This is a genomic window from Luteimonas sp. MJ250 (assembly GCF_039548455.1).
In the GTDB taxonomy this organism is placed as follows: Bacteria; Pseudomonadota; Gammaproteobacteria; order Xanthomonadales; family Xanthomonadaceae; genus Luteimonas.
The window spans coordinates 24,009-48,279 of sequence record NZ_JBCLVB010000017.1; the positions used below are offsets into that span (position 1 = coordinate 24,009).

Here is a 24,271-nt window from a genome sequence, read left to right on the forward strand (position 1 = left end):
AATGATCCAGATGCAGAGCCACCTGGCCGTGGCCGACAACTCCGGTGCCAAGGAAGTGATGTGCATCAAGGTGCTGGGCGGCTCGAAGCGCCGCTACGCCGGCATCGGCGACATCATCAAGGTGTCGGTCAAGACCGCCATCCCCCGCGGCAAGGTCAAGAAGGGCGAGGTCTACGACGCGGTCGTGGTGCGCACCCGCAAGGGCGTTCGTCGCCCCGACGGTTCGCTGATCCGCTTCGACGGCAACGCCGCCGTGCTGCTCAACAACAAGCAGGAGCCGATCGGCACCCGCATCTTCGGGCCCGTTACCCGCGAGCTGCGCTCCGAGAAGTTCATGAAGATCGTCTCGCTCGCACCCGAAGTGCTCTGAGCCGGACGAAGAGGAAACCGACATGAACCGCATCAAGAAGGGTGACCGCGTAGTCGTCACCGCCGGCAAGGACAAGGGCAAGCAGGGCGAAGTCGTCCGCGTGCTCGGCGAGAAGGTCGTTGTCGCCAACGTCAACATGATCAAGCGCCACACCAAACCGAATCCCCAGGCCAACCAGCCGGGCGGCGTGATCGAGCGTGAAGCTCCGATCGACGCTTCGAACGTGATGCACTTCAACCCTGCCTCCGGCAAGGGCGAGCGCATTGGTACCAAAATCCTCGAGGATGGACGCCGCGTCCGCGTGTTCCGCTCGAGTGGTGAGGCGATTGACGCCTGAGGAATGCTGAAATGACCACCCGTCTGGAAAAGTTCTACAAGGAAGAAGTGGTGCCGAAGCTCACCGAGCAGTTCGGCTACACCAATCCGATGCAGGTCCCGCGCCTGTCCAAGATCACGCTCAACATGGGCGTGGGCGAGGCCGCGGCCAACAAGAAGGTGCTTGAGCACGCAACCGCCGACATGGCCAAGATTACCGGCCAGAAGGCGCTTGTCACCAAGTCGCGCGTTTCGGTGGCTTCGTTCAAGATCCGCGACGGCTGGCCGATCGGCTGCAAGGTCACGCTGCGCCGCGCGAAGATGTACGAGTTCTTCGATCGCCTGGTGAACGTTGCCCTGCCGCGCGTCCGCGACTTCCGCGGCGTGTCGGGCCGTTCGTTCGACGGCCGTGGCAACTACAACATGGGCGTGAAAGAGCAGATCATCTTCCCGGAGGTCGACTTCGACCAGGTTGACGCGCTGCGTGGCATGGATATCGCCATCACCACGACTGCCAAGACCAACGAGGAAGCCCGCGCCCTGCTTGAAGCGTTCCGCTTCCCGTTCCGCAACTGACCGGACAGAGAGACAATGGCCAAGACTTCAATGATCAATCGCGAAGTGAAGCGTGCGAAGCTGGCGAAGAAGTTCGCCGCCAAGCGCGACGAGCTCAAGAAAATCGTCAGCAGCGAGTCCGCGAGCTACGAAGAGAGGATGGATGCCGCAGTCAAGCTGCAGAAGCTGCCCCGCGACTCCTCGCCTTCGCGCCAGACCACCCGCTGCGCCCTGACCGGCCGCCCGCGCGCCGTGTACAAGAAGTTCGGCCTCGGCCGCAACATGCTGCGCAAGGCGACGATGAACGGCGACGTCCCCGGCCTGCGCAAGGCCAGCTGGTAACAGGTTCCAGGCCGGCCGCAAGGCCGGTCAAAACGAATTCGCAATCCTGCGGATATCGGTGCACTCATAAGGTGATTTTCAATGAGCATGACTGATCCCATCGCCGATATGCTGACCCGCATGCGCAATGCGGCGGCTGTCGGCAAGCCGACGGTGAAGATGCCGTCCTCCAAGACCAAGGTGGCCATCGCCAAGGTGCTGCAGGACGAGGGCTACATCGCCGAGGCGCGCGTGATCGAGAATGGCGCCAAGGCCGAACTCGAGATCGAACTCAAGTATTACGAGGGCCGTCCGGTCATCGAGCGCATGCAGCGCTTTTCCCGCTCCGGCCTGCGCCAGTATCGTGGCAAGGCCGATCTGCCGAAGGTCCTCAATGGCCTCGGCATCGCAATCATCTCCACCTCGAAGGGCATCATGACCGATGCGCAGGCGCGCCAACAGGGCGTCGGCGGTGAGGTTCTGTGCTTCGTGGCCTAAGGGAGTAACCGCAATGTCCCGAATTGCCAAGAAGCCGATTGCCCTTCCGAAGGGCGTCGAGCTGAAGATCCAGGACGGCACCGTCGCCACCAAGGGCCCCAAGGGCGCCCTGTCGATGGCGATGCCGCTCGGCGTCGAACTCAAGATGGAAGACGGCCAGGCCGTGCTTTCGCCGACAACGCCGGAGCATATGGCCATCACCGGCACCATGCGTTCGGTCATCGCCAACATGGTGCAGGGCGTGTCCGAGGGCTTCGAGCGCAAGCTCGAGCTGGTCGGCGTCGGCTACCGTGCCGCGATGCAGGGCCAGGACCTGAACCTGTCGCTGGGCTTTTCCCATCCGGTGCTGTTCAAGCCGCCGGCGGGGATCACCATCAGCACGCCGACGCAGACCGAAATCGTGGTCAACGGCGCCGACAAGCAGCAGGTTGGCGAAGTCGCGGCAAAGATCCGCGGCTACCGCCCGCCGGAGCCGTACAAGGGCAAGGGCGTCAAGTACGCCGGCGAGAACATCATCCGCAAGGAAGCCAAGAAGGCCTAAGCCGGCCTTCAGCTTTCGGAGAACGAGACCATGCAGAAGAAAATTGCCCGCCTGCGCCGCGCCAAGTCCACGCGCGCGCATATCCGCAACCTTGGCGTGCCGCGCCTGTCGGTGCTGCGCACCGGCCAGCACCTCTACGCCCAGCTGTTCACCGCCGACGGCTCCAAGGTCCTGGCTGCGGCCAGCACCACCCAGGCCGACGTCCGCGACGGCCTGAAGAACGGTCGCAACACCGAGGCCGCCGCCAAGGTCGGCCGCGCGATCGCCGAGAAGGCCAAGGCCGCCGGGATCGATTCGGTTGCCTTCGACCGCTCCGGTTACAGGTATCATGGGCGGATCAAGGCCCTGGCCGACGCCGCGCGCGAAGGTGGCCTGCAGTTCTAGGCGTCCCGGCGTGTTGAAAGGGTGGGGCACCGTCCCCACCCCAGCCTACCTGCCGATGCGGGCTGCATCGGACGCCTCCCGGCTTCTGTCCGGGAACGCGGTACACCGATCCATATCACAACCATAAGCGGCTGAAAGCCGTACATCCTTCAACAACACAGGCAATATCAAAATGGCAGAAGAACGCTCCCCGCGCGGTCGCGACCGCAACCGCGAGGAAATCGACGACGGCATGATCGAGAAGCTGATCACCGTCAACCGCGTCAGCAAGACCGTCAAGGGTGGTCGCCAGTTCACCTTCACCGCGCTGACCGTGGTCGGTGACGGCGCCGGCAAGGTCGGTTTCGGCTACGGCAAGGCCCGCGAGGTCCCCATGGCCATCCAGAAGTCGATGGAGCAGGCGCGCCGCAACATGGCCAGCGTCGAGCTCAACGGCGGCACGCTGTTCCACACGGTCAAGGCCGGCCATGGCGCCGCCCGCGTGTTCATGATGCCCGCGTCCGAAGGTACCGGCGTGATCGCCGGTGGCGCCATGCGCGCCGTGCTCGAGGCGGTGGGCGTGAAGGACGTGCTGGCCAAGGCCGTTGGCTCGCGCAATCCGATCAACCTCGTCCGCGCCACGGTCAAGGGCCTGGCCGGCATGCATTCGCCTGGCGCCATCGCGGCCAAGCGCGGCAAGAAGGTGGAGGACATCCTCAATGGCTAAGAACGAAGCCGGTACCGGCACCGTCAAGGTGCGCCTGGTCAAGGGCCTGCGCGGCTCGCAGGCCAAGCACCGCCTGTCCGTCAAGGCCCTGGGCCTGGGCAAGCTCAACTCCGTCCGCGAACTGAAGGACAGCCCGCAGGTCCGTGGCCTTATCAACAAGGTCCACTATCTGGTCCGGGTCGAGGAATAAGCACATGAAGCTCAACACCATGCAGCCCGCAGAGGGCGCCCGCACCGATCGCAAGCGCGTCGGCCGCGGCATCGGCTCCGGCCTCGGCAAGACCGCCGGCCGTGGCCACAAGGGCTCCTTCGCCCGCTCGGGCAAGGGCAAGATCAAGGCCGGCTTCGAAGGCGGCCAGATGCCGCTTCGCAAGCGCCTGCCCAAGGTCGGCTTCCGTTCGCGCATCGCCGGCGATACCGCCGAAGTCATGCTGTACCACCTCGACCGCCTCGAGGGCGACATCGACTTCAAGGCGCTGCGCGCCGCGAAGCTGGTGCCGGCCACGGCCAAGCGCGCCAAGATCGTGCTGAAGGGTGAGGTCTCCAAGGCATTGATGCTGAAGGGCGTGCTGGCCACGGCCGGTGCCCGCGCAGCGATCGAAGCCGCCGGCGGCAAGGTCGAGGAGTAAGCGACGCATGGCACGCAGCGGCAGCGCAATGGGTGGCATGGGCGGGCTCGGCAAATTCACCGAGCTGCGCCAGCGCCTGCTGTTCGTCGTCGGGGCGCTGATCGTCTATCGCATCGGCTGCTACATCCCGGTGCCCGGCGTGAACCCCGATGCCATGCTGCGCCTGATGGAGCAGCAGGAAGGCACCATCGTGGACATGTTCAACATGTTCTCCGGTGGTGCGCTTTCGCGCTTCAGCCTGTTTGCGCTGAACGTGATCCCCTACATCTCGGCATCCATCATCATCCAGATGCTGGTGCAGATCGTGCCGAGCCTGAAGGCGATCCAGAAGGAAGGCGAGTCGGGTCGCCGCCGGATCACCCAGTGGTCGCGCATCGGCTCGATCCCGCTGGCGGTGTTCCAGTCGGCCGGCATCGCCGTCGCCCTGCAGAGCTCGGGCGCCAGCAACGGCATCCCCGTGGTCTACGCGCCGGGCATCGGCTTCGTGCTGACCGCGATCATCGCGCTCACGGCAGGCACCATGTTCCTGGTGTGGCTGGGTGAGCAGGTGACCGAGCGCGGCATCGGCAACGGCGTGTCGCTGATCATCTTCGCCGGTATCGTGGCCGGGCTTCCGAGCGCGGTCATCACCACGTTCGAGGCCGCCCGCAACGGCGACATGAGCCCGATCGCGGTGATCATGATCGCGCTGATCGTGGTCGCATTCACCTACTTCGTGGTGTTCGTCGAGCGCGGCCAGCGCCGGATCACGGTCAACTACGCGCGCCGCCAGGGCGGTCGCAACGCGTACATGAACCAGAGCTCGTTCCTGCCGCTCAAGCTCAACATGGCGGGCGTGATCCCGGCGATCTTCGCGTCGTCGATCATCATGTTCCCGGCCACGGCCTCGACCTGGTTCAGCCAGGCCGGCTCGGCCACGTGGCTGCAGCGGGTAAGCCAGGCACTTTCGCCCGGCGAGCCCCTGTACATTCTGCTTTACGCAGGCCTGATCGCGGGCTTCACGTTCTTCTATACCGCGCTGGTCTTCAACTCCCAGGAAACCGCGGACAACCTGAAGAAGTCGGGCGCGCTGATCCCGGGCATCCGGCCGGGCAAGGCCACGGCCGATTACATCGACGGGGTGCTGACCCGGCTGACGGCCGCCGGCGCCACCTACCTGGTGCTGGTCTGCCTGCTTCCGGAATTCATGCGTACCGAGCTCAATGCGTCCTTCTATTTCGGCGGGACGTCGCTGCTGATCGTGGTCGTGGTGGTGATGGATTTCATCTCCCAGATCCAGGCGCACCTGATGTCGCACCAGTACGAGAGCCTGCTGAAGAAGTCCAACCTCAAGGGTGGCGCGCGCAGCTTGCCGCGCGGCTGAAGATTCGAACGGATCCAGAGGGCAGCCGGCATCGCCGGCAGCGCCGAAGGATCCAGGTCCGGCCGTTTCACGGTCGGACCTTGATGGGCGACCTGCGTGGCGATCCCGCGCGCAGGTGGTTCCCGGGCCGTCCCGGCGCCAGAGTAGCGCCGGGCGGGCAGGTCCCCCAAAGGACCCGTCCAACCAGGGAACCGTCGCCGGAGCATGGGCACACTCCCCATGCCGGGCCGGTCGGACGCTTTTTTGGCGGCCGCGGGCTTTATTGACCGTCGGGATTCTGATACAATTTCTTGTTCACTGCGCCGGATACCCATTCGGCCGCCCCAAACAGTTGGAGATCCGCGCATGGCGCGTATTGCAGGTGTCAACCTGCCTGCCCAGAAACACGTCTGGGTTGGGCTGCAAAGCATCTACGGCATTGGCCGTACCCGTTCGAAGCAGGTCTGCGATGCCGCAGGCGTGGATTCGTCCACGAAGATCCGCGACCTTTCGGAGCCGGACGTCGAGCGCTTGCGCGCCGAAATCGGCAAGTTCGCGGTAGAGGGCGACCTCCGCCGTGAAATCGGCATGGCCATCAAGCGTCTGATGGACCTGGCCTGCTACCGCGGCCTTCGTCACCGTCGCGGCCTTCCGCTTCGCGGCCAGCGCACCCGGACCAATGCCCGCACCCGCAAGGGTCCGCGCAGGGCCATCAGGAAATAAGGAACCACCACCATGGCCAAGCCGGCAGCCAAACCGAAGAAGAAGATCAAGCGCGTCGTCACCGACGGCATCGCCCATGTCCACGCTTCGTTCAACAACACCATCATCACGATCACCGACCGCCAGGGCAACGCCCTGTCGTGGGCGACTTCGGGCGGCGCGGGTTTCCGCGGCTCGCGCAAGTCCACCCCGTTCGCAGCCCAGGTCGCCGCCGAAAAGGCCGGCAAGGTTGCGCTCGATTACGGTGTGAAGTCGCTTGAAGTCCGCATCAAGGGACCGGGCCCGGGCCGTGAGTCCGCCGTCCGCTCGCTGAACAACGTGGGCTACAAGATCACCAACATCATCGACGTGACGCCAATCCCGCACAACGGGTGCCGTCCGCCGAAGAAGCGTCGCGTCTAAGGGGGCGATAAGAAATGGCTCGTTATATCGGACCCACCTGTAAGCTCGCCCGCCGCGAAGGCGCCGACCTCTCGCTGAAGTCGCCCGCCCGCGCGCTGGATTCCAAGTGCAAGCTGGAGCAGAAGCCCGGCCAGCACGGCGCCGGTACCGGCGCACGTCGCAGCAAGCTCTCCGACTATGCCCTGCAGCTTCGCGAGAAGCAGAAGGTCAAGCGCATCTACGGCCTGCTGGAGCGCCAGTTCCGCAACTACTACAAGAAGGCCTCGACCACGAAGGGCAACACCGGCGAGAACCTCCTGCAGCTGCTCGAAACCCGCCTGGACAACGTCGTCTATCGCATGGGCTTCGCGATCACCCGCCCGGCCGCGCGCCAGCTGGTCTCGCATCGTGGCGTCACGGTCAACGGCAAGTCCGTGAACCTGCCGTCCTACCAGGTCAAGGCGGGCGACGCGATCGCGCTGGCCGAGAAGGCCCAGAAGCAGATGCGCGTCCAGGAAGCATTGACGGTGTTTGCGACCATGGACCTTTCGCCGTCCTGGGTCGAGGTCGACTCGAAGAAGTTCAGCGGCGTGTTCAAGGCGGTCCCGGACCGCGGCGACCTGCCTGCGGACATCAACGAAGCGCTGATCGTCGAGCTGTACTCGAAGTAATTCACCCGGCCCGCCGGCTCATCCCGGCAGGCCACAGGAGACACCAAACATGACGGTTACCGCCAACCAGGTCCTGCGCCCGCGTGGCCCCCAGATCGAACGACTCGCCGGAAATCGCGCGAAGGTCGTGATCGAGCCGCTCGAGCGCGGCTATGGCCATACGCTCGGCAACGCCCTGCGCCGCGTGCTGCTGTCGTCGATCCCCGGTTTCGCCATTACCGAGGTCGAGATCGACGGCGTGCTGCACGAGTACAGCACCATCGAAGGCCTGCAGGAAGACGTGCTCGAGGTGCTGTTGAACCTCAAGGATGTCGCCATCCGCATGGGCACCGGCGACAGCTCCACGCTCACCCTGGCCAAGTCCGGCCCGGGTGTCGTGACCGCCGCCGACATCAAGACCGACCACAACGTCGAGGTGCTCAACGGCGAGCACGTGATCTGCCATCTGACCAAGGATGCGTCGATCAACATGCGCCTGAAGATCGAGCGCGGCTTCGGCTACCAGCCGGCTTCCGCCCGCCGCCGCCCGGACGAAGAGACCCGTTCCATCGGTCGGCTGATGCTGGACGCGTCATTCTCGCCGGTCCGCCGCGTCGCCTATGAGGTCGAAGCGGCACGCGTCGAACAGCGCACCGACCTCGACAAGCTGGTGCTCGACATCGAGACCAACGGCACGATCGACGCCGAGGAAGCCGTGCGCACCGCCGCCGACATCCTCACCGACCAGCTCAGCGTCTTCGGTGATTTCACCCGCCGCGAGGGCAACGACCAGAAGGTGCAGACCCCGGGCGTGGATCCGGTGCTGCTGCGCCCGATCGACGACCTGGAGCTGACGGTGCGTTCGGCCAACTGCCTCAAGGCAGAGAGCATCTACTACATCGGCGACCTGATCCAGAAGACGGAAGTCGAGCTGCTCAAGACCCCCAACCTCGGCAAGAAGTCGCTCACCGAGATCAAGGAAGTGCTGGCCCAGCGTGGCCTCTCGCTCGGCATGAAGCTCGAGAACTGGCCGCCGGCCGGCGTCTCGGCGCACGGCATGCTCGGCTAAGACCAGACAGACAGGAACCAAGACCATGCGCCACCAGAAATCCGGCCGCAAGTTCAGCCGCACCAGCGCACACCGCGATGCCATGTTCACCAACATGGCGGCGTCGCTGCTCAAGCATGAGCTGATCAAGACCACGCTCCCGAAGGCCAAGGAGCTCCGCCGCGTCGCCGAGCCGCTGATCACCATGGGCAAGACCGACGGCGTTGCAAACCGCCGCCTGGCCTTCTCGCGCCTGCGCGACAAGGAAGCCGTGGGCAAGCTGTTCGTCGACCTGGGCCCGCGTTACCGCGAACGTCCGGGCGGCTACCTGCGCATCATCAAGTGCGGCTTCCGCGATGGCGACAATGCACCGATGGCCTATGTCGAGCTCGTCGACCGGCCGGAAGTCGCGGCGGAGTAACTGCCGCAGCCGTCCGCTTTGCAGGAACCCCGGCCACTCGCCGGGGTTTTTGTTATCTTGGCGTCCGTTTCGCGCGAGCCTGTTTATGACCCTGAATCCGTTGCGCTGGTCATTCCGCCAGCAAGGCTTCGCCGGTTTTGCGATCTGTGTCGCGCTGATCGGCTTTGCTATTTACTCCCAGTTCGCCTGGGGCCTCGAGCCGTGCCCGCTGTGCATTTTCCAGCGCATCGCGTTTGCCGCGCTGGGCCTGGTCTTCCTGCTTGCGGCCCTGCACGCGCCGCGCGGGGCAGGGGCCAGGGCGTTCTACGGAGTCCTCGGCTTTCTCGCTGCCGCCGTCGGCATGGCGATTGCCGGGCGTCATGTCTGGATGCAGTACAACCCACCGGAGATCCCCGGTTGCGGCCCACCGCTGTCGTTCATGCGCGAGACCATGTCGACCGGCAACGTGATCCGCAAAGTGCTGACGGGCAGCGGCGACTGCGGCAACGTCGACTGGACGTTCCTCGGTCTGTCGATGCCGGCGTGGAGTCTGGTGTGGTTCGTGCTGCTGGCGGCGCTGTTCGTGGTCGCGGCCTTCCGTACGCGAAGCCGTCGCTGAGGACCATTGCGATACGCGGCGCGGCGGCGGATGATGGCTGTCGCTGCAGTGCAACAACCGCGAACTCCGATGCCCGCAAAAGAACGAAACCTCCAAGCCGTGAACATCCCCGAAGCCTGGGCGCCAGGAAGCTGGCGCGGCTGCGCCGCGTTGCAGCTGCCCACCTACCCGGACGCCGGCGAGCTGGCGCGCGTCCAGGACGAGGTCCGGGCGCTTCCGCCGCTGGTGACCTCATGGGAAATCATGGCGCTCAAGCAGCAGCTGGCGGAGGCCCAGGAGGGTCGACGGTTCCTGCTGCAGGGTGGGGACTGCGCCGAGAATTTCAGCGATTGCAGCGCCGAAGTGATCTCCAACCGGTTGAAGGTCCTGTTGCAGATGAGCCTGGTGCTCGTGCACGGCCTGCGCCTGCCGGTGGTGCGGGTGGGACGCTTCGCCGGCCAGTACGCCAAGCCGCGCTCGGCCGATACCGAAACCCGCGGCGATGTCACCCTTCCGAGCTATCGCGGCGACATGGTCAATGGCCCCGAGTTCACGCCCGCTTCCCGCATTCCCGACCCCCGGCGCATGGTCAAGGCGCATGCGCGCTCGGCGATGACCATGAACTTCGTGCGCGCGCTGATCGATGGCGGCTTTGCCGACCTCCACCACCCCGAGTACTGGGACCTGGGCTGGGTGACGCAGTCGCCAATGGCCGAGGACTACCAGCGCATGGTGGCCAACATCGGCGAAGCCGTGCGCTTCATGGAGACCCTGTCCGGCACCGAGGTCCACAACCTCAACCGGGTCGATTTCTTCACGTCGCACGAAGCACTGCTGCTGCCCTACGAGGAAGCGCTGACGCGCGAGGTGCCGCGGCAGTGGGGCTGGTTCAACCTCAGCACCCATTTTCCGTGGATCGGCATGCGCACCGCGGCCGCCGGCGGTGCCCACGCCGAGTATTTCCGCGGCATCCGCAATCCGGTGGCGGTGAAGATCGGCCCGTCGACGGCGCCGGATGAACTCCTTCGCCTGGTCGATCTGCTCAATCCAGCGGACGAGCCGGGGCGGCTTGGCCTGATCTGTCGCATGGGCGCAGCCAAGGTCGCGGAGCGGCTTCCGCCGCTGCTTGAGGCCGTCAAGCGGGAGGGGCGTCGCGTACTGTGGATCTGCGACCCGATGCACGGCAACACCGAGTCGACCAGCAACGGCTACAAGACGCGGCGCTTCGACAACATCCGCAGCGAGATCGAGCAGAGCTTCGACCTGCACGCGGCCGCGGGGACCAGGCTGGGTGGCGTGCACCTCGAGCTCACCGGCGAAGACGTGACCGAATGTACCGGAGGCGCGCGCGACCTCGCCGAGGGCGACCTCGAGCGCGCATACCGCACGATGGTGGATCCGCGCCTCAACTACGAGCAGTCGCTCGAGATCGCGATGCTGATCGTGCGCAAGCACGAACAGCTGAAGGTCCCCGCCAGGGCCTGAGCGACGGGGACGTTCGCCGGATCAACGATCGTTGCCGCCGCTGGAGGGCCGGGAAAGTCCGGCCTGCAGGGGCGCTTGCGTAGCGCGACGGCGGTCAGTGGTCACTCGCCCAGGGCCTCGCGTCGTAGCCGATGGAGCACAGGGTCGCGTGCCAACGAGGGTCGGGGCGGCGGCGCCAGGTCCGCCACCCCGGGAACAGCGCCCCGCTCACGCCGAACGGCTGGCCCGCTTGCGGTCGGTTTCGCTGAGGTGCTTCTTGCGCAGGCGGATTTCCTTCGGGGTGACCTCGACCAGCTCGTCGTCCTCGATGAAGTCCAGGGCCTGCTCCAGCGTGTACTTGATCGCCGGCGTCAGCTTGATGGCGTCGTCCTTGCCGGAGGCGCGCATGTTGGTCAGCGGCTTGGTCTTGATGGCATTGACGGTGAGATCGTTGTCCTTCGAGTGGATGCCGATCAGCTGGCCCTCGTAGACGTTGTCGCCCTCGGCCGCGAACAGCTTGCCGCGCTCTTCGAGCGGTCCAAGCGAGTACGCGGGGGTCGCGCCCGGCGCGTTGGCGATCATCACGCCGTTGCTGCGCTTGGCGATCGCGCCCTGTTCCTTCGGGCCGTAATGGTCGAACACGTGGAACAGAAGCCCGGTGCCCTGGGTCAGGGTCTTGAACTCGTTCTGGAAGCCGATCAGGCCGCGCGCCGGGATCATGTAGTCCAGCCGCACGCGTCCCTTGCCGTCGGACTCCATGTTCTTCAGCTGGCCCTTGCGGATGCCGAGCTTCTCCATCACGCCGCCCTGGTGGATTTCCTCGATGTCGATCACCAGCTGCTCGACCGGCTCCATCTGCTGGCCGTCGATGGTCTTGATGATGACTTCCGGACGCGACACGGCGAGCTCGAAGCCCTCGCGGCGCATGGTTTCGATCAGCACCGACAGATGCAGCTCGCCGCGGCCGGAGACCAGGAACTTGTCCGGATCCGAACCTTCCTCGACCTTCAGCGCGACGTTGTGCAGCGTCTCGCGCTCCAGGCGCTCGCGGATCTGGCGGCTGGTGATGAACTTGCCGCCGCTGCGGTCCTTGTTGCCGGCGAACGGCGAGTTGTTGACCTGGAACGTCATGCTGATGGTCGGCTCGTCGACGGTCAGCGCGGGCAGCGCCTCGGGGGTGTCGAGCGCGCAGATGGTGTCGGAGATCGACAGGTCCGCGATGCCGGACAGGGCGAGGATGTCGCCCGCCTTGCCGCTCTCGACCTCGACGCGCTCCAGGCCCAGGAAGCCCAGCACCTGAAGCACCTTGGCCTGGCGCTTCTTGCCGTGGCGGTCGACCACGCTCACCTGCATGTTGGTCCGCACCGTGCCGCGCTGGATGCGACCGATGCCGATCAGGCCGACGAAGTTGTTGTAGTCCAGCTGGCTGATGCGCATCTGGAACGGGCCATCGGGGTCCACCGTCGGCGCCGGGACGTGCTTCATGATCGCTTCGTACAGCGGAGTCATGTCGCCATCGCGGACGCTGTCGTCGAGGCTGGCGTAGCCGTGCAGCGCCGAGGCGTAGACGATCGGGAAATCGAGCTGCTCGTTGGTGGCGCCGAGCTTGTCGAACAGGTCGAACACCTGGTCGATCACCCAGTCCGGGCGCGCGCCGGGGCGGTCGATCTTGTTGACCACCACGATCGGGTTGAAGCCCATCGCGAACGCCTTCTGGGTCACGAAGCGCGTCTGCGGCATCGGCCCGTCCATCGCATCGACCAGGATCAGCACCGAGTCGACCATCGACAGCACGCGCTCGACCTCGCCACCGAAGTCGGCGTGTCCAGGGGTATCGACGATGTTGATCCGGTTGCCATTCCAGTTGATGGCGGTGTTCTTGGACAGGATCGTGATGCCACGTTCCTTTTCCTGGTCGTTGCTGTCCATCACGCGCTCGGTCATGACCGTGCGTTCATTGAACGTGCCCGACTGCTTGAGCAGGCAATCTACGAGGGTGGTCTTGCCGTGGTCGACGTGGGCGACGATGGCGATGTTGCGGAGGCGTTCAATGGACATCGGGAAAACCGCACCTCGTGCCTTCTTGGGGCAGGGCGCGCGGGACCTGGTTCGGGTGAGCCGATCATTATACTGCGTTCAAGGCTGGCGCAAAAGTATTGCCAAACCGCCCTGGCGGCTCCATCTCAGCCCGGAGGCCGGCGGCGACGCCTTCGGCCAGCTTTTCAACCCCACTGCAGGAGTTCCAACATGTCCCTGAACGCCGTTTTCGACACCGACCGTGGCCAGATCAAGGTCGAGCTCTACGCCGACAAGGCCCCGCTGACCGTCGCCAGCTTCGTCAATCTCGCCAAGCGCGGCTTCTACGACGGCCTGGGCTTCCACCGGGTGATCCCGGATTTCATGATCCAGGGCGGCTGCCCCAAGGGCACCGGCACCGGCGGTCCCGGCTACAAGTTCGAGGACGAGACCAACAATGGCGTGAAGCATGACCGCGGCGTGCTCTCGATGGCCAATGCCGGCCCGGGTACCAACGGCAGCCAGTTCTTCATCACCCATATCAAGACCGACTGGCTGGACGGCAAGCACACCGTGTTCGGCAAGGTCACCGAGGGGCTGGACGTGGTCGATGCCGTCAAGCAGGGCGATGCCATCAAGTCGGTGAAGATCGAGGGCGATGCCGACGCGGTCCTGGCCGCGAAGGCCGACCGCGTGGCCGAGTGGAACAAGGTGATGTCGGCCTGAGCGACGCCGGCCCGAGCCGGGCCGGGCAGGGCGCGATGCTAGAATGGGCGGCTGCCGCGCGTGCAGCGGACAGCCGCGCATCGCGTCCCGGACTCCCCAGAATCCCTCCCAGAATCCCGAGGTTCCCGCAATGCCCAAGCTTGCAAAGCGCATGGGTCGCGCCAAGCCCAGCGCGATCATGGTCGTGGCCGAGACGGCCCAGCGCCTGAAGGCCGAAGGCCGCGACATCATCAGCTTCTCGATCGGCGTCCCCAACTTCCTGCCCGGCGAGCACGTCTACGACGCCGCACGCAGGTCGCTGGAGTCCGATTCCGGCCAGTACGGCAACAATCGCGGCGCCAACGCCCTGCTTGACGCGTTCATCGCGCACATGGATGGCCTTGGACTCAGCGGTTACACGCGCGCCAACTGCGCGACCGGCGTCGGCGCCAAGCACATCCTGTACAACCTGGCCGAAGCGCTGCTGGACGAGGGCGACGGCTTGGCCTTCGCCACGCCGTACTGGACCAGCTACATGGACATCGCCGAGATCGTCGGCGCCGACATCCAGCTGCTGCCGTGCCCGCCCGAGCAGGACTACAAGCTCACGCCGGCCCAGCTCGACGCCGCGCTGGCGAAAAAGCCCAGGGTGTTCCTGTTCAACAACCCGTCCAACCCGACGGGCATGGTCTACACGAAGGACGAGATCGCCGCGCTGGCCGACGTCATCGTGCGCCACCCCGATACGTGGATCATCACCGACGACATCTACAACAAGATGGTGTTCGACGATCTCGGCTACCACAACTTCGTGCAGGCGCGCCCCGAGCTGCGCGACCGCGTGATCTTCGTCGATTCGCTGTCCAAGACCTATGGCATGCCGGGCTGGCGCGTCGGCCTGATGGCCGGCCCCGAGGTCGTGGCGCAGGCGGTGACGGTGATGAACTCGAACCACATCACCAGCCTGCCCGAAGTCGTGGCCGCCGCCGCCACGGCTGCGCTGTCCGGCCCCCAGGACGTGCCGACCGAGCGCTGCGCCGAGTTCCAGGCCAAGCGTGACCAGGTCGTGGCCGCGCTCAATGCCATTCCCGGCGTGGTCTGCCCGGTGCCGCAGGGCGCGTTCTACGCCTTCCCCGACATCAGCTGCGCCTTCGGCAAGTCGCACGACGGCAAGGTCATCGCCAACGACGTCGACCTCTGCAACGCGCTGCTCGAAGCCAAGGGCGTGGCCTGCGTGCCGGGGTCGGCTTTCGGCGAGCCGCGCGGCCTGCGCATCAGCTACACCTGCCCGACGCCGCAGCTGGCGCCTGGCCTCGCGCGCATCCAGGAATTCTTCGCCGAACTGTCCTGAGCCGGCCGACAGTGGCCGGGGCCGTCACGGTCCCGGCCGCCAACCGTCAGGTCTCGCGCGTACCGTTCCCTCCCGTCCCACGTATCCGGAGCCACCCACATGAAGACCCCCGTCCGAGTTGCCGTCACCGGCGCCGCCGGCCAGATCGGCTACGCCCTCCTGTTCCGCATCGCTTCCGGCGAGATGCTGGGCCGCGACCAGCCCGTCATCCTGCAGATGCTCGAACTGCCGATGGAGAAGGCCCAGGCCGCGCTCAAGGGCGTGATGATGGAGCTCGAGGACTGCGCCTTCCCGCTGCTGGCCGGCATGGTCGGCACCGATGATCCGGAAGTCGCGTTCAAGGACGCCGACATCGCGATGCTGGTCGGTGCCCGCCCGCGTGGCCCGGGCATGGAGCGCAAGGACCTGCTGCTCGAGAACGCCAAGATCTTCACCGCCCAGGGCGCGGCCCTGAACAAGGTCGCGTCGCGCGACGTCAAGGTGCTGGTGGTCGGCAACCCGGCCAACACCAATGCCTACATCGCGATGAAGTCGGCGCCGGACCTGAAGGCCGGCAACTTCACCGCCATGCTGCGCCTGGACCACAACCGCGCGCTGAGCCAGCTGGCCAACAAGGCCGGCGTCGCCGTGGGCGATATCGAAAAGCTGGTGGTCTGGGGCAACCACAGCCCGACCATGTATCCCGACTACCGCTTCGCCACCGTCAAGGGCGAGTCGTTGAAGGACCGGATCAAGGACGCCGACTGGAACGCGAATGCGTTCATCCCGCAGGTCGGCAAGCGCGGCGCGGCGATCATCGAGGCCCGCGGCCTGTCGTCGGCCGCCTCGGCCGCCAACGCCGCCATCGACCACATCCGCGACTGGGTGCTGGGTTCGAACGGCAAGTGGGTGACCATGGGCGTGCCGTCCGACGGCAGCTACGGCATTCCCGAGGGCGTGATCTACGGCGTCCCGGTGATCACCGAAAACGGCGAATACACCCGCGTCGAAGGCCTGGAGGTCGATGACTTCAGCCGTGCCGCCATGGACAAGACCCTGGCCGAGCTCGAGGAAGAGCGCGCCGGCGTCGCCCACCTCCTGGGCTGACCGGCCGCCGGCGGGCAGCCCCGCCGCGCGCCACACGGACGACCGGGCCTGGCCCGGTCGTTCCGTTTCCGGCCGGCGCTGCTGCAGTGCGGCATACGACCAACGTCTTAACGCGCCACCGCCCGTGGCCGACTAGCCTCGTGGGAGATTCCCGGAGACCTGCCATGGGCTATGAAGAGTTCTACCGGCGCTCGATCGACGCGCCCGAAGCGTTCTGGGCCGAGCAGGCCAAGGCCATCCACTGGCACCGCCAGCCGGACGCCATCCTCGACGACTCCAAGCCGCCGTTCCGCAGGTGGTTCGCCGGTGGCGAGACCAACCTCTGCCACAACGCCATCGACCGGCATCTCGAGGAGCGCGGCGACCAGCTCGCGCTGGTGGCGATCTCGACCGAGGCCGGCGGCACCCGCGAGTTCAGCTATCGCGAGCTCTACCGCGAGGTGAACACCTTCGCCGCGATCCTGCATTCGCTCGGCGTCGGCCGCGGCGACCGCGTGGTCATCTACATGCCCAACATCGCCGAGGCGGTGTTCGCGATGCTGGCCTGCGCGCGCATCGGCGCGGTGCACTCGGTGGTGTTCGGTGGCTTCGCCGCGCACAACCTGGCTGTGCGCATCGACGACGCCGAGCCGAAGCTGCTGATCGCCGCCGACGCCGGCAGCCGCGGCGGCAAGGTCATCCCGTACAAACCCCTGGTTGACGCCGCGCTGGCGGAAGCGAAGTCGCCGCCGCCGCACGTGCTGGTGGTCGACCGCGGCCTCGCGCCCGGCCATGCGTGCGTGGACGGCCGCGACGTCGACTACGCCACCCTGCGCGACCGCCACGCCGGCGAGGAGGTGCCGGTGGAGTGGCTGGAGTCCAACGAGCCCAGTTACCTGCTCTACACCTCCGGCACCACCGGCAAGCCCAAGGGCGTGCAGCGCGACGTCGGCGGCTACGCGGTCGCCATGGCGCTGTCGATGTGGGCGATCTACGACGTTCGCGCCGGGCAGGCCATGTTCACCACCTCCGACGTCGGCTGGGCGGTCGGGCATTCCTACAACGTCTACGGCCCGCTGATCGCCGGCGCCACCGTGATCCTCTACGAAGGCCTGCCGACCGCGCCGGACGCCGGCATCTGGTGGCGGATCTGCGAGAAGTACGGCGTGCGCACCATGTTCTCCTCGCCAACCGCGATCCGGGTGCTGAAGAAACAGGATCCGGCGTGGCTGGAGAAGTACGACCTGTCGCAGCTCAGGTACCTGTTCCTGGCCGGCGAGCCGCTGGACGAACCGACCGCGGAGTGGATCACCGGAGCCCTCGGCACCACGGTGATCGACAACTACTGGCAGACGGAGACCGGCTGGCCGGTGCTGTCGCTGATGCCGGGCGTGGAGCTCAAGCCGGTGAAGTTCGGCTCGCCGGGACTGCCGACCCCGGGCTACGACATCGCGGTGATCGACGAGGCCACCGGCGAGGAAACCGCTCCCGGCGAAAAGGGCGTGCTGGTGATCCGGCCGCCGCTGCCGCCCGGCTGCATGACCACGGTCTGGCGCGACGACAAGCGATTCATCGACAGCTACTTCTCGCATTTCAGCGAGTTGCTTTACAGCTCGCTGGACTGGGCGATCCGCGACGAGGACGGCTACACCTACATCCTCGGCCGCACCGACGACGTCATCAACGTCGCCGGCCACCGCCTGGGGACCCGCGAGATCGAGGAATCGGTGTCCGGCCATCCGGGCGTGGCCGAGGTGGCGGTGATCGGCGTGCACGACGCGCTCAAGGGCCAGGTGCCGGTGGTGTTCGCCACCCTCCGGCAGGCCGCAGACGCGGCGCTGGCAGCGCACGAGATGCAAGGCAGGGTGGTCGAGCAGCTGGGCGCGATCGCGCGCCCGGCGCGGGTGTATGTCGTGGGCGCGCTGCCAAAGACGCGTTCGGGCAAGCTGCTGCGGCGTTCCATCCAGGCCCTGGCCGAGCATCGCGATCCGGGCGATCTGTCGACCCTCGATGACCCCGGCGCGCTGGGCGAGATCGCCGACGCGATCAAGCGCGGCGCCGACGCCGGCAGCTGATTCGGGCCTGCGTCGCGGGCGGGCCCGCGGCCCGGCCTCGTCCGGCAAGGGGCGCGCCGGCCGGGACCATGGCCTGCTCCGCTAGAATGATGTCCTGTCTCCCCATCGCAGAACCCCCATGTCCGAGCACCTTTCCGCAGGCGCGCGCTTCCGTACCGCCGTCGCCGAAGAATCCCCCCTGCAGGTGATGGGCGCCATCACCGCCTATGCCGGCCTGATGGCCAGGCGCACCGGCTACAAGGCCCTGTACCTGTCCGGTGGCGGCGTCGCCGCGAACTCGCTGGGCATGCCCGACCTTGGCATCTCGACCATGGAGGACGTGCTGATCGACGCCCGCCGCATCGTCGAGGCCACCGGGCTGCCGCTGCTGGTCGACATCGACACGGGATGGGGCGGTGCCTTCAACATCTCGCGCACCATCCGCAGCTTCGAGCGCGCCGGCGTTGCCGCCGTGCACATGGAGGACCAGGTCGGCCAGAAGCGCTGCGGCCACCGGCCCAACAAGGAAGTGGTGTCGAAGGGCGAGATGGTCGACCGGGTCAAGGCCGCCGTGGACGGTCGCACGGAGGCCGGCTTCGTGATCATGGCGCGCACCGACGCCGCCGCGGTGGAGGGCATCGACGCCGCCATCGAGCGCGCGATCGCCTACGTGGAGGCCGGCGCCGACATGATCTTTCCCGAGGCGATGAAGTCGCTCGAGGACTACCGCAGGTTCAAGGATGCGGTGAAGGTCCCGATCCTGGCCAACCTCACCGAATTCGGCTCCACCCCGTTCTTCACCACCGACGAGCTGCGCTCGGCCGGCGTCGACATCGCGCTCTACTGCTGCGGCGCCTATCGCGCCATGAACAAGGCGGCGCTGAACTTCTACGAGACCGTGCGCCGCGAAGGCACGCAGAAGAACATCGTCGACACCCTGCAGACGCGCGCGGAGCTGTATGACTTCCTCGGCTACCACGCCTACGAGGACAAACTCGACACGTTGTTCTCGGCCGACTGACCACCACGCCGGCACGCGCGCTGCGCGACCCACACACGTTGCTACGGAGTACCTGATGAGCGAAACCCCCAGCACCCTGCCCAAGCCCAAGAAATCGGTTGCCCTGTCCGGAACCGCCGCCGGCAACACCGCGCTGTGCAGCGTCGGCCGCAGCGGCAACGACCTGCATTACCGCGGCTACGACATCACGCAGTTCGCCACCACGGCCGAGTTCGAAGAGGTCGCCTACCTGCTGGTCCACGGCAAGTTGCCCTCCAAGGCCGAGCTGGCCGGCTACAAGGCGAAGCTCAAGTCGCTGCGCGGCATCCCTGCCGCGGTCAAGGCGGCGCTCGAGGAGCTGCCGCCTTCGGCGCATCCCATGGACGTGATGCGTACCGGCGTTTCGGTGATGGGCTGCGTTTCCCCGGAGAAGGACGACCATAACCATCCCGGAGCGCGCGACATCGCCGACAAGCTGATGGCCTCGCTGGGTTCGATCCTGTTGTACTGGTACCACTACAGCCACAACGGCCGGGTCATCGACGTGGAGACCGACGACGACTCCATCGGCGGGCACTTCCTGCACCTGCTGCACGGCGAGCCGCCGCGCGAGAGCTGGGTGCGTGCGATGCACACCTCGCTGATCCTGTATGCGGAGCACGAGTTCAACGCTTCCACGTTCGCCTCGCGCGTCATTGCCGGTACCGGCAGCGACATGCATTCCTGCATCACCGGTGCGATCGGCGCGCTGCGCGGGCCCAAGCACGGCGGCGCCAACGAGGTCGCATTCGAGGTCCAGCAGCGCTACGACTCACCGGACGAGGCCGAGGCCGACATCCGCGAACGGGTTGGCCGCAGGGAAGTCGTGATCGGCTTCGGCCACCCGGTCTATACCGTTTCCGATCCCCGCAACGGCATCATCAAGGAGGTCGCGAAGGAGCTGTCGGCAGAGCAGGGCGACCACACGATGTACGACATCGCCGAGCGCCTGGAGTCGGTGATGTGGGACGCCAAGAAGATGTTCCCCAACCTCGACTGGTTCAGCGCGGTGAGCTACCACATGATGGGCGTGCCGACGGCGATGTTCACGCCACTGTTCGTGATCGCGCGCACCAGCGGCTGGAGCGCGCACGTCATCGAGCAGCGCATCGACGGCAAGATCATCCGTCCGAGCGCGAACTACACCGGTCCCGAGAATCGCGACTGGGTGCCGATGGCCGCCCGCGGCTGAGGCGTGGCCAGGCTGCAGATGAAGACGGCGCCCGATGGGCGCCGTTTTTTTTTGTGCCGGAGATGGGGCCGCCTACTCCAGTCCCTCGGCCTGCAGCGCGGCGCGTACGCCCGGGTCTGCCTCCATCCGCGCCTTGAAGGCCGCGATGTTGTCCAGCCCGGACATGTCCACGCCGGTCCTGTGCGCCCAGCGCACCGTCATATAGAAGTAGGGGTCGGCGAAGCTGCGGAATCCGGCCAGCCAGTCCGTGCCTGACAGGCGCTTGTCGGCGGTTTCCATGAGCTTGCGCACGGCCGTCCTGGCCGCGGCCTTGACTGCATCGTGCTGCGCGTCGTCGGCGATGTAGCGCGACGGCCCGAAGATCGGCTTGAAGGCCGGGTGCAGATCCGAGTTGACGAAGGCGAGCCAGCGCGCTGCTTCCGCGCGTTGGCGCGGCGAGCCGTCGCCCGCCAAGCCGGCCTGCGGACGGATGTCGGCGATGTAACCCATGATCGCGGCGTTCTGGGTGAGCACGAAGTCGCCGTCGACCAGAGCCGGCACCGCGCCGGCGGGATTGATGGCAAGGAAGGCCGGTGCCTTCATCGAGTCGCCGTCGAGGATGTCCACCTCATAGGGAGTGCCGGTCCACTCCAGCGCCATGTGGACGGCGGTCGAGCAGGCGCCCGGCTTCGAATACAGCTTCATGTACGGCTCCGCGATGGGTAGGCCGTCATCATCCGCGCAGCGGGCGGCCCGCTCAAGGCCGGGTCACGACCTGGGCTTCAGGCTCTGCACGCGCAGGAAGGTGTGGTCGCCGATGGTCGCCACCTGGTAGGCGTTGCGCCAGCTCGGGCTGGCGATGGCATGTGCCAGGAAGTGGCTGGCACCGGGCACGACTTCCTTGCGTTCACCGGCCGGCAGCGCCCAGTTGCTCTGGGACTCGAGCGCGATGGTCACGGCCTGCGACCAGGCTTCAGTATTGGTCAGGCGCGTGTTCGGCGAGACGATGGTCGGCGCGAACTGCTTGCGCGCGGTGACCACGTCGCAGACCGAATCACCCCACAGGCCGCTGTCGGCGCGGCGCAGGGCGACCTCGGCCACGGCATGCTGGCCGAGGACGGACTGGTCGCGGGCTTCGAGGTACAGCGTGGTGCTGAGGCAGAGCGAATCTGCGGCCGGTGGCGGCATGATCGATGCCAACCACAGGATCCAGGCGAGTTTCATGGCGGCTCCTTGCTCCGTTGCGCCGCCCGCACGGATCTGGCGCCGGATCCCTGGGTGGGTCCGGGCACCGCAGTGCGGATCGGCCTGGCGTGTTGGGGAGGGCGGCGGCACTCTGTGGCGCTTTGCTGCCCGGGCGCGAAGCCCGCGGGAGTGCGGGTCGTGCCGGTTCCGCCGAAGTGGCGACGGAGAAAGTGCGCGCAAGGTACTGCCGGTTTTCGCAATCCCAGCTGAACAGGGGGTCGGCGGCCGGCTGCGAAGGGCGCGGGAATCCCTCAAAGCGCAGCGGCGAGCCGGCTCCCCTGGTCGATCGCGCGCTTTGCGTCGAGTTCGGCCGCGACGTCCGCGCCGCCGATCACGTGCACCTCAATGCCATGCCCGGCGAGCGCGTCGGCCAGCGCCCGCTGCGGCTCCTGCCCGGCACAGACCACGACATGGTCGACATCGAGCACCTGTTCGACGCCGTCGATGGCCACGTGCAAGCCGGCATCGTCCACGCGGTGGTACTCGACCCCGCCCGTCATGCGTACGCCCCTGGCCTTGAGCGTCGCCCGGTGGGTCCAGCCGGTCGTCTTGCCCAGTCGCGCGCCCGGACGCCCTGCGCTGCGCTGCAGCAGCCACACCTCGCGCGCCGGCGGCCCCGGCCGCGGGGGCTGCAGGCCGCCAGGCTTCGCGGACGTGGGATCGACGCCCCATTCCTCCATCCAGCGGACCGGATCCAGGCTGGTCGAAGGCCCGTCATGGACCAGGAATTCGGCAACGTCGAAGCCGATCCCACCGGCGCCGATGATCGCCACCTTCCGGCCGGGGCTGACGTTGCCGAGCAGCACGTCGGTGTAGCCCACCACGCGAGGATGGTCGTGGCCTTCGAACTGCGCCGCGCGCGGAACCACGCCGGTGGCCAGCACCACGGCATCGAAGCCGGCCAGCAGCTGCGGCGTCGCACGGGTGCCCAGGCGCAGGTCGACGCCGGTTTCGCGCAGTTGCAGCCGGTAATAGCGCAGGGTCTCTTCGAACTCCTCCTTGCCCGGTATCCGCCGCGCCAGGTTGAACTGGCCGCCGATCGCATCGCCGGCCTCGAACAGCGTCACGGCATGGCCGCGCCCGGCCGCCACCGTGGCGCAGGCCAGGCCCGCCGGCCCTGCGCCGACCACCGCGATCCGCCGTGGCGCGGTGGTGGGTGGATAGACCAGCTCGGTTTCATGGCAGGCGCGGGGGTTCACGAGACAGCTCGCGCGGCGATTCTGGAACACGTGGTCCAGGCAGGCCTGGTTGCACGCGATGCAGGTGTTGATCGCATCCGCGCGGCCGGCGGCGGCTTTCGCCACCCAGTCCGGATCGGCCAGCAGCGGGCGTGCCATCGACACCATGTCCGCCTGCCCGCTGGCGAGGATCGACTCGGCGATATCGGGCATGTTGATCCGGTTGCTCGCCACCAGCGGCACCGAGACCTCGGGCATGAGGCGGGCGGTGACCCCGGCAAAGGCGGCTCTGGGAACCGAGGTGGTGATGGTCGGTATCCGCGCTTCGTGCCAGCCGATCCCGGTATTGATGATGCTCGCGCCGGCTGCCTCGACCGCGCGCGCCTGGGCCACGATCGCCGGCCAGTCGTTGCCGTCCTCGACCAGGTCGAGCATCGACAGGCGGTAGATGATGATGAAGTCCTGCCCGCAGGCCTCGCGCACGCGGCGCACGATTTCCACGGCGAAACGCATGCGGTTCTCGACGCTGCCGCCCCAGCGGTCGTCGCGTCGGTTGGTGCGCGCGACCGTGAACTGGTTCAGCAGGTAGCCTTCCGAGCCCATGATCTCGACGCCGTCGTAGCCGGCTTCGCGCCCGAGCCGCGCGGCGTGGGCGAAGGCGTTGATCTGGCGCTCCACGCCGCGCGCGGACAGCGCCCGGGGACGGAACGGATTGACAGGTGCCTTCAGCGCCGACGCCGACACCGACAGCGGGTGGTAGGCGTAGCGTCCGGCGTGCAGCAGCTGCAGGCAGATGCGCGAGTCATGGGCATGGACCGCATCGGTGACCTGCCGGTGCCGCGCCACTTCCGCGCGCCGCGTGAGCTTGCCGGCGAAAGGCTTCAGCCAGCCGGTCAGGCTGGGGGCAAAGCCGCCGGTGACCATCAGTCCGACGCCTCCGGCGGCGCGCTCGGCGAAGTAGGCGGCCAGCCTGGGGAAATTGCGCCGCTGGTCTTCCAGCCCGGTGTGCATCGAACCCATCAGCACGCGGTTGCGCAGGGTGGTGAATCCAAGGTCGATGGGCGAAAGAAGATGCGGGTACGGAGATGCAGTGGTCATTCACATTCGTCGGCGTACGGATCGGTCACGATGCGGGCTTGTGACATCCGCGGCAAGCGGCCGGCTTGGCCGCGCCGGTCGAGTTGTTAGAGCGGTGTTAACGCCACCTTCACATCTTCAAACCTAACCTGCACTCCGATGGCGGCCCGGGAGGCGGCCGTCGTGCCCTACAACTCGAGTGATGCGGTTCCGGCGCGGCCGGATTCCGTGCACCTTTTCAAGGAGCGACACCATGATGAACAAGAAGTTGCTGTGCGCAGCCCTGCTGGCTGGCTTGGGCGTCGCCCCCGCCGCCTTCGCCCAGGATTTCGACGACCGCTGGTACCTGACCGGTGGCGCCGGTTTCAACCTGCAGGACAATGACCGCGGTACGCGCGATGCGCCGTTCGCAACGCTTGGCTTCGGCAAGTTCATTTCCCCGGCG

28 protein-coding genes and 1 pseudogene are annotated in these 24,271 nt (G+C 66.8%); 25 read left to right on the forward strand and 4 right to left on the reverse strand.

Features of this window, described 5'->3' with window-relative positions:
• Window position 1 precedes the first annotated feature (1 nt).
• From rplN to WCE37_RS14420, 18 genes are all read left to right on the forward strand, one after another.
• Window positions 2-370, forward strand: coding sequence for a 50S ribosomal protein L14 (gene rplN, locus WCE37_RS14335; protein WP_343255873.1), 369 nt, complete (start codon window positions 2-4; stop codon window positions 368-370).
• Window positions 371-392: 22 nt separating this feature from the next.
• On the forward strand, window positions 393-707 hold the full coding sequence (rplX, locus tag WCE37_RS14340) for a 50S ribosomal protein L24 (protein WP_343255872.1): 315 nt from the start codon (window positions 393-395) through the stop codon (window positions 705-707).
• Window positions 708-718: 11 nt separating this feature from the next.
• Window positions 719-1,261: a 50S ribosomal protein L5 gene (gene rplE / locus WCE37_RS14345; protein ID WP_343255871.1), complete on the forward strand. Its 543-nt coding sequence runs from the start codon at window positions 719-721 to the stop codon at window positions 1,259-1,261.
• Between the two features lie 15 nt (window positions 1,262-1,276).
• Window positions 1,277-1,582 (forward strand): 30S ribosomal protein S14, encoded by a 306-nt coding sequence (gene rpsN / locus WCE37_RS14350; protein ID WP_343255870.1) that lies wholly within the window; start codon window positions 1,277-1,279, stop codon window positions 1,580-1,582.
• 81 nt (window positions 1,583-1,663) lie between these two features.
• Window positions 1,664-2,059 carry a 30S ribosomal protein S8 gene (rpsH, locus tag WCE37_RS14355; protein WP_343255869.1) on the forward strand — a complete coding sequence of 132 codons (396 nt, stop codon included), beginning with the start codon at window positions 1,664-1,666 and terminating at the stop codon, window positions 2,057-2,059.
• 13 nt (window positions 2,060-2,072) lie between these two features.
• Entirely contained in the window at window positions 2,073-2,600 is a 528-nt protein-coding gene (gene rplF, locus WCE37_RS14360; RefSeq protein WP_343279943.1) for a 50S ribosomal protein L6, read from the forward strand.
• Window positions 2,601-2,630: 30 nt separating this feature from the next.
• Window positions 2,631-2,984, forward strand: a complete 354-nt coding sequence (rplR, locus tag WCE37_RS14365; protein ID WP_343255867.1) for a 50S ribosomal protein L18 — start codon at window positions 2,631-2,633, stop codon at window positions 2,982-2,984.
• A 172-nt stretch (window positions 2,985-3,156) separates the two neighbouring features.
• Window positions 3,157-3,690 (forward strand): 30S ribosomal protein S5, encoded by a 534-nt coding sequence (rpsE, locus tag WCE37_RS14370; protein WP_343255866.1) that lies wholly within the window; start codon window positions 3,157-3,159, stop codon window positions 3,688-3,690.
• On the forward strand, window positions 3,683-3,880 hold the full coding sequence (gene rpmD, locus WCE37_RS14375) for a 50S ribosomal protein L30 (RefSeq protein WP_144892887.1): 198 nt from the start codon (window positions 3,683-3,685) through the stop codon (window positions 3,878-3,880). The genes rpsE and rpmD overlap by 8 nt, the downstream gene beginning before the upstream one ends.
• A 4-nt stretch (window positions 3,881-3,884) precedes the next feature.
• Window positions 3,885-4,319 (forward strand): 50S ribosomal protein L15, encoded by a 435-nt coding sequence (rplO, locus tag WCE37_RS14380; protein WP_343279944.1) that lies wholly within the window; start codon window positions 3,885-3,887, stop codon window positions 4,317-4,319.
• Between the two features lie 7 nt (window positions 4,320-4,326).
• Window positions 4,327-5,682, forward strand: coding sequence for a preprotein translocase subunit SecY (secY, locus tag WCE37_RS14385; RefSeq protein WP_343255864.1), 1,356 nt, complete (start codon window positions 4,327-4,329; stop codon window positions 5,680-5,682).
• A 345-nt stretch (window positions 5,683-6,027) separates the two neighbouring features.
• Window positions 6,028-6,384, forward strand: coding sequence for a 30S ribosomal protein S13 (rpsM, locus tag WCE37_RS14390; protein ID WP_343255863.1), 357 nt, complete (start codon window positions 6,028-6,030; stop codon window positions 6,382-6,384).
• Between the two features lie 12 nt (window positions 6,385-6,396).
• On the forward strand, window positions 6,397-6,786 hold the full coding sequence (gene rpsK, locus WCE37_RS14395) for a 30S ribosomal protein S11 (protein ID WP_343255862.1): 390 nt from the start codon (window positions 6,397-6,399) through the stop codon (window positions 6,784-6,786).
• 14 nt (window positions 6,787-6,800) lie between these two features.
• The gene (gene rpsD / locus WCE37_RS14400) at window positions 6,801-7,436 is read left to right on the forward strand and encodes a 30S ribosomal protein S4 (RefSeq protein WP_343255861.1); all 636 of its coding nucleotides are present in this window, start codon (window positions 6,801-6,803) and stop codon (window positions 7,434-7,436) included.
• 49 nt (window positions 7,437-7,485) lie between these two features.
• A complete protein-coding gene (gene rpoA, locus WCE37_RS14405) occupies window positions 7,486-8,484 on the forward strand; it encodes a DNA-directed RNA polymerase subunit alpha (RefSeq protein ID WP_343255860.1) in 999 nt (332 codons plus the stop codon).
• Window positions 8,485-8,509: 25 nt separating this feature from the next.
• Window positions 8,510-8,884: a 50S ribosomal protein L17 gene (gene rplQ, locus WCE37_RS14410; RefSeq protein WP_343255859.1), complete on the forward strand. Its 375-nt coding sequence runs from the start codon at window positions 8,510-8,512 to the stop codon at window positions 8,882-8,884.
• Window positions 8,885-8,975: 91 nt separating this feature from the next.
• Window positions 8,976-9,482, forward strand: coding sequence for a disulfide bond formation protein B (locus WCE37_RS14415; RefSeq protein WP_343279954.1), 507 nt, complete (start codon window positions 8,976-8,978; stop codon window positions 9,480-9,482).
• A 69-nt stretch (window positions 9,483-9,551) separates the two neighbouring features.
• On the forward strand, window positions 9,552-10,946 hold the full coding sequence (locus WCE37_RS14420; RefSeq protein WP_343279945.1) for a 3-deoxy-7-phosphoheptulonate synthase class II: 1,395 nt from the start codon (window positions 9,552-9,554) through the stop codon (window positions 10,944-10,946).
• Window positions 10,947-11,153: 207 nt separating this feature from the next.
• On the opposite strand, the gene typA is transcribed toward WCE37_RS14420, so the two are convergent.
• Entirely contained in the window at window positions 11,154-12,983 is a 1,830-nt protein-coding gene (gene typA, locus WCE37_RS14425; protein ID WP_343255857.1) for a translational GTPase TypA, read from the reverse strand.
• A gap of 189 nt (window positions 12,984-13,172) precedes the next feature.
• On the opposite strand from typA, the gene WCE37_RS14430 reads away from it, so the two are divergent.
• The 6 genes from WCE37_RS14430 to prpC all read left to right on the forward strand — a co-directional run bounded on the left by WCE37_RS14430 (window position 13,173) and on the right by prpC (window position 20,347).
• Window positions 13,173-13,667: a peptidylprolyl isomerase gene (locus WCE37_RS14430; protein WP_343279946.1), complete on the forward strand. Its 495-nt coding sequence runs from the start codon at window positions 13,173-13,175 to the stop codon at window positions 13,665-13,667.
• 130 nt (window positions 13,668-13,797) lie between these two features.
• Window positions 13,798-14,997 (forward strand): aminotransferase class I/II-fold pyridoxal phosphate-dependent enzyme, encoded by a 1,200-nt coding sequence (locus tag WCE37_RS14435; protein ID WP_343279947.1) that lies wholly within the window; start codon window positions 13,798-13,800, stop codon window positions 14,995-14,997.
• A gap of 99 nt (window positions 14,998-15,096) precedes the next feature.
• Entirely contained in the window at window positions 15,097-16,083 is a 987-nt protein-coding gene (locus tag WCE37_RS14440) for a malate dehydrogenase (protein WP_343279948.1), read from the forward strand.
• Window positions 16,084-16,247: 164 nt separating this feature from the next.
• The gene (prpE, locus tag WCE37_RS14445; RefSeq protein ID WP_343279949.1) at window positions 16,248-18,137 is read left to right on the forward strand and encodes a propionate--CoA ligase; all 1,890 of its coding nucleotides are present in this window, start codon (window positions 16,248-16,250) and stop codon (window positions 18,135-18,137) included.
• A 118-nt stretch (window positions 18,138-18,255) separates the two neighbouring features.
• The gene (gene prpB / locus WCE37_RS14450; protein WP_343279950.1) at window positions 18,256-19,137 is read left to right on the forward strand and encodes a methylisocitrate lyase; all 882 of its coding nucleotides are present in this window, start codon (window positions 18,256-18,258) and stop codon (window positions 19,135-19,137) included.
• A gap of 55 nt (window positions 19,138-19,192) precedes the next feature.
• Entirely contained in the window at window positions 19,193-20,347 is a 1,155-nt protein-coding gene (gene prpC, locus WCE37_RS14455) for a 2-methylcitrate synthase (RefSeq protein WP_343279951.1), read from the forward strand.
• 72 nt (window positions 20,348-20,419) lie between these two features.
• Here the strand turns inward: prpC and WCE37_RS14460 are convergent, their stop codons facing one another.
• The 3 genes from WCE37_RS14460 to WCE37_RS14470 all read right to left on the reverse strand — a co-directional run bounded on the left by WCE37_RS14460 (window position 20,420) and on the right by WCE37_RS14470 (window position 23,847).
• Complete coding sequence (locus WCE37_RS14460) at window positions 20,420-21,031, reverse strand: glutathione S-transferase N-terminal domain-containing protein (protein WP_343279952.1); 612 nt, start codon at window positions 21,029-21,031, stop codon at window positions 20,420-20,422.
• Window positions 21,032-21,094: 63 nt separating this feature from the next.
• Complete coding sequence (locus tag WCE37_RS14465; protein WP_343256215.1) at window positions 21,095-21,550, reverse strand: cell wall hydrolase; 456 nt, start codon at window positions 21,548-21,550, stop codon at window positions 21,095-21,097.
• Window positions 21,551-21,822: 272 nt separating this feature from the next.
• Window positions 21,823-23,847, reverse strand: a complete 2,025-nt coding sequence (locus tag WCE37_RS14470) for an NADPH-dependent 2,4-dienoyl-CoA reductase (RefSeq protein ID WP_343279953.1) — start codon at window positions 23,845-23,847, stop codon at window positions 21,823-21,825.
• Between the two features lie 235 nt (window positions 23,848-24,082).
• Between WCE37_RS14470 and WCE37_RS14475 the strand changes: the two are divergent.
• Window positions 24,083-24,271 (forward strand): annotated as a pseudogene (locus WCE37_RS14475) (hypothetical protein); the annotation flags it as partial.

Bases quoted from the DNA above. Each gene is read 5' to 3' on its own strand.
- rplN (WP_343255873.1), top strand. From the start codon at position 2: ATGATCCAGATGCAGAGCCACCTGGCCGTGGCCGACAACTCCGGTGCC.
- rplX (WP_343255872.1), top strand. From the start codon at position 393: ATGAACCGCATCAAGAAGGGTGACCGCGTAGTCGTCACCGCCGGCAAG.
- rplE (WP_343255871.1), top strand. From the start codon at position 719: ATGACCACCCGTCTGGAAAAGTTCTACAAGGAAGAAGTGGTGCCGAAG.
- rpsN (WP_343255870.1), top strand. From the start codon at position 1,277: ATGGCCAAGACTTCAATGATCAATCGCGAAGTGAAGCGTGCGAAGCTG.
- rpsH (WP_343255869.1), top strand. From the start codon at position 1,664: ATGAGCATGACTGATCCCATCGCCGATATGCTGACCCGCATGCGCAAT.
- rplF (WP_343279943.1), top strand. From the start codon at position 2,073: ATGTCCCGAATTGCCAAGAAGCCGATTGCCCTTCCGAAGGGCGTCGAG.
- rplR (WP_343255867.1), top strand. From the start codon at position 2,631: ATGCAGAAGAAAATTGCCCGCCTGCGCCGCGCCAAGTCCACGCGCGCG.
- rpsE (WP_343255866.1), top strand. From the start codon at position 3,157: ATGGCAGAAGAACGCTCCCCGCGCGGTCGCGACCGCAACCGCGAGGAA.
- rpmD (WP_144892887.1), top strand. From the start codon at position 3,683: ATGGCTAAGAACGAAGCCGGTACCGGCACCGTCAAGGTGCGCCTGGTC.
- rplO (WP_343279944.1), top strand. From the start codon at position 3,885: ATGAAGCTCAACACCATGCAGCCCGCAGAGGGCGCCCGCACCGATCGC.
- secY (WP_343255864.1), top strand. From the start codon at position 4,327: ATGGCACGCAGCGGCAGCGCAATGGGTGGCATGGGCGGGCTCGGCAAA.
- rpsM (WP_343255863.1), top strand. From the start codon at position 6,028: ATGGCGCGTATTGCAGGTGTCAACCTGCCTGCCCAGAAACACGTCTGG.
- rpsK (WP_343255862.1), top strand. From the start codon at position 6,397: ATGGCCAAGCCGGCAGCCAAACCGAAGAAGAAGATCAAGCGCGTCGTC.
- rpsD (WP_343255861.1), top strand. From the start codon at position 6,801: ATGGCTCGTTATATCGGACCCACCTGTAAGCTCGCCCGCCGCGAAGGC.
- rpoA (WP_343255860.1), top strand. From the start codon at position 7,486: ATGACGGTTACCGCCAACCAGGTCCTGCGCCCGCGTGGCCCCCAGATC.
- rplQ (WP_343255859.1), top strand. From the start codon at position 8,510: ATGCGCCACCAGAAATCCGGCCGCAAGTTCAGCCGCACCAGCGCACAC.
- WCE37_RS14420 (WP_343279945.1), top strand. From the start codon at position 9,552: ATGCCCGCAAAAGAACGAAACCTCCAAGCCGTGAACATCCCCGAAGCC.
- typA (WP_343255857.1), bottom strand. From the start codon at position 12,983: ATGTCCATTGAACGCCTCCGCAACATCGCCATCGTCGCCCACGTCGAC.
- WCE37_RS14430 (WP_343279946.1), top strand. From the start codon at position 13,173: ATGTCCCTGAACGCCGTTTTCGACACCGACCGTGGCCAGATCAAGGTC.
- WCE37_RS14435 (WP_343279947.1), top strand. From the start codon at position 13,798: ATGCCCAAGCTTGCAAAGCGCATGGGTCGCGCCAAGCCCAGCGCGATC.
- WCE37_RS14440 (WP_343279948.1), top strand. From the start codon at position 15,097: ATGAAGACCCCCGTCCGAGTTGCCGTCACCGGCGCCGCCGGCCAGATC.
- prpE (WP_343279949.1), top strand. From the start codon at position 16,248: ATGGGCTATGAAGAGTTCTACCGGCGCTCGATCGACGCGCCCGAAGCG.
- prpB (WP_343279950.1), top strand. From the start codon at position 18,256: ATGTCCGAGCACCTTTCCGCAGGCGCGCGCTTCCGTACCGCCGTCGCC.
- prpC (WP_343279951.1), top strand. From the start codon at position 19,193: ATGAGCGAAACCCCCAGCACCCTGCCCAAGCCCAAGAAATCGGTTGCC.
- WCE37_RS14460 (WP_343279952.1), bottom strand. From the start codon at position 21,031: ATGAAGCTGTATTCGAAGCCGGGCGCCTGCTCGACCGCCGTCCACATG.
- WCE37_RS14465 (WP_343256215.1), bottom strand. From the start codon at position 21,550: ATGAAACTCGCCTGGATCCTGTGGTTGGCATCGATCATGCCGCCACCG.
- WCE37_RS14470 (WP_343279953.1), bottom strand. From the start codon at position 23,847: ATGACCACTGCATCTCCGTACCCGCATCTTCTTTCGCCCATCGACCTT.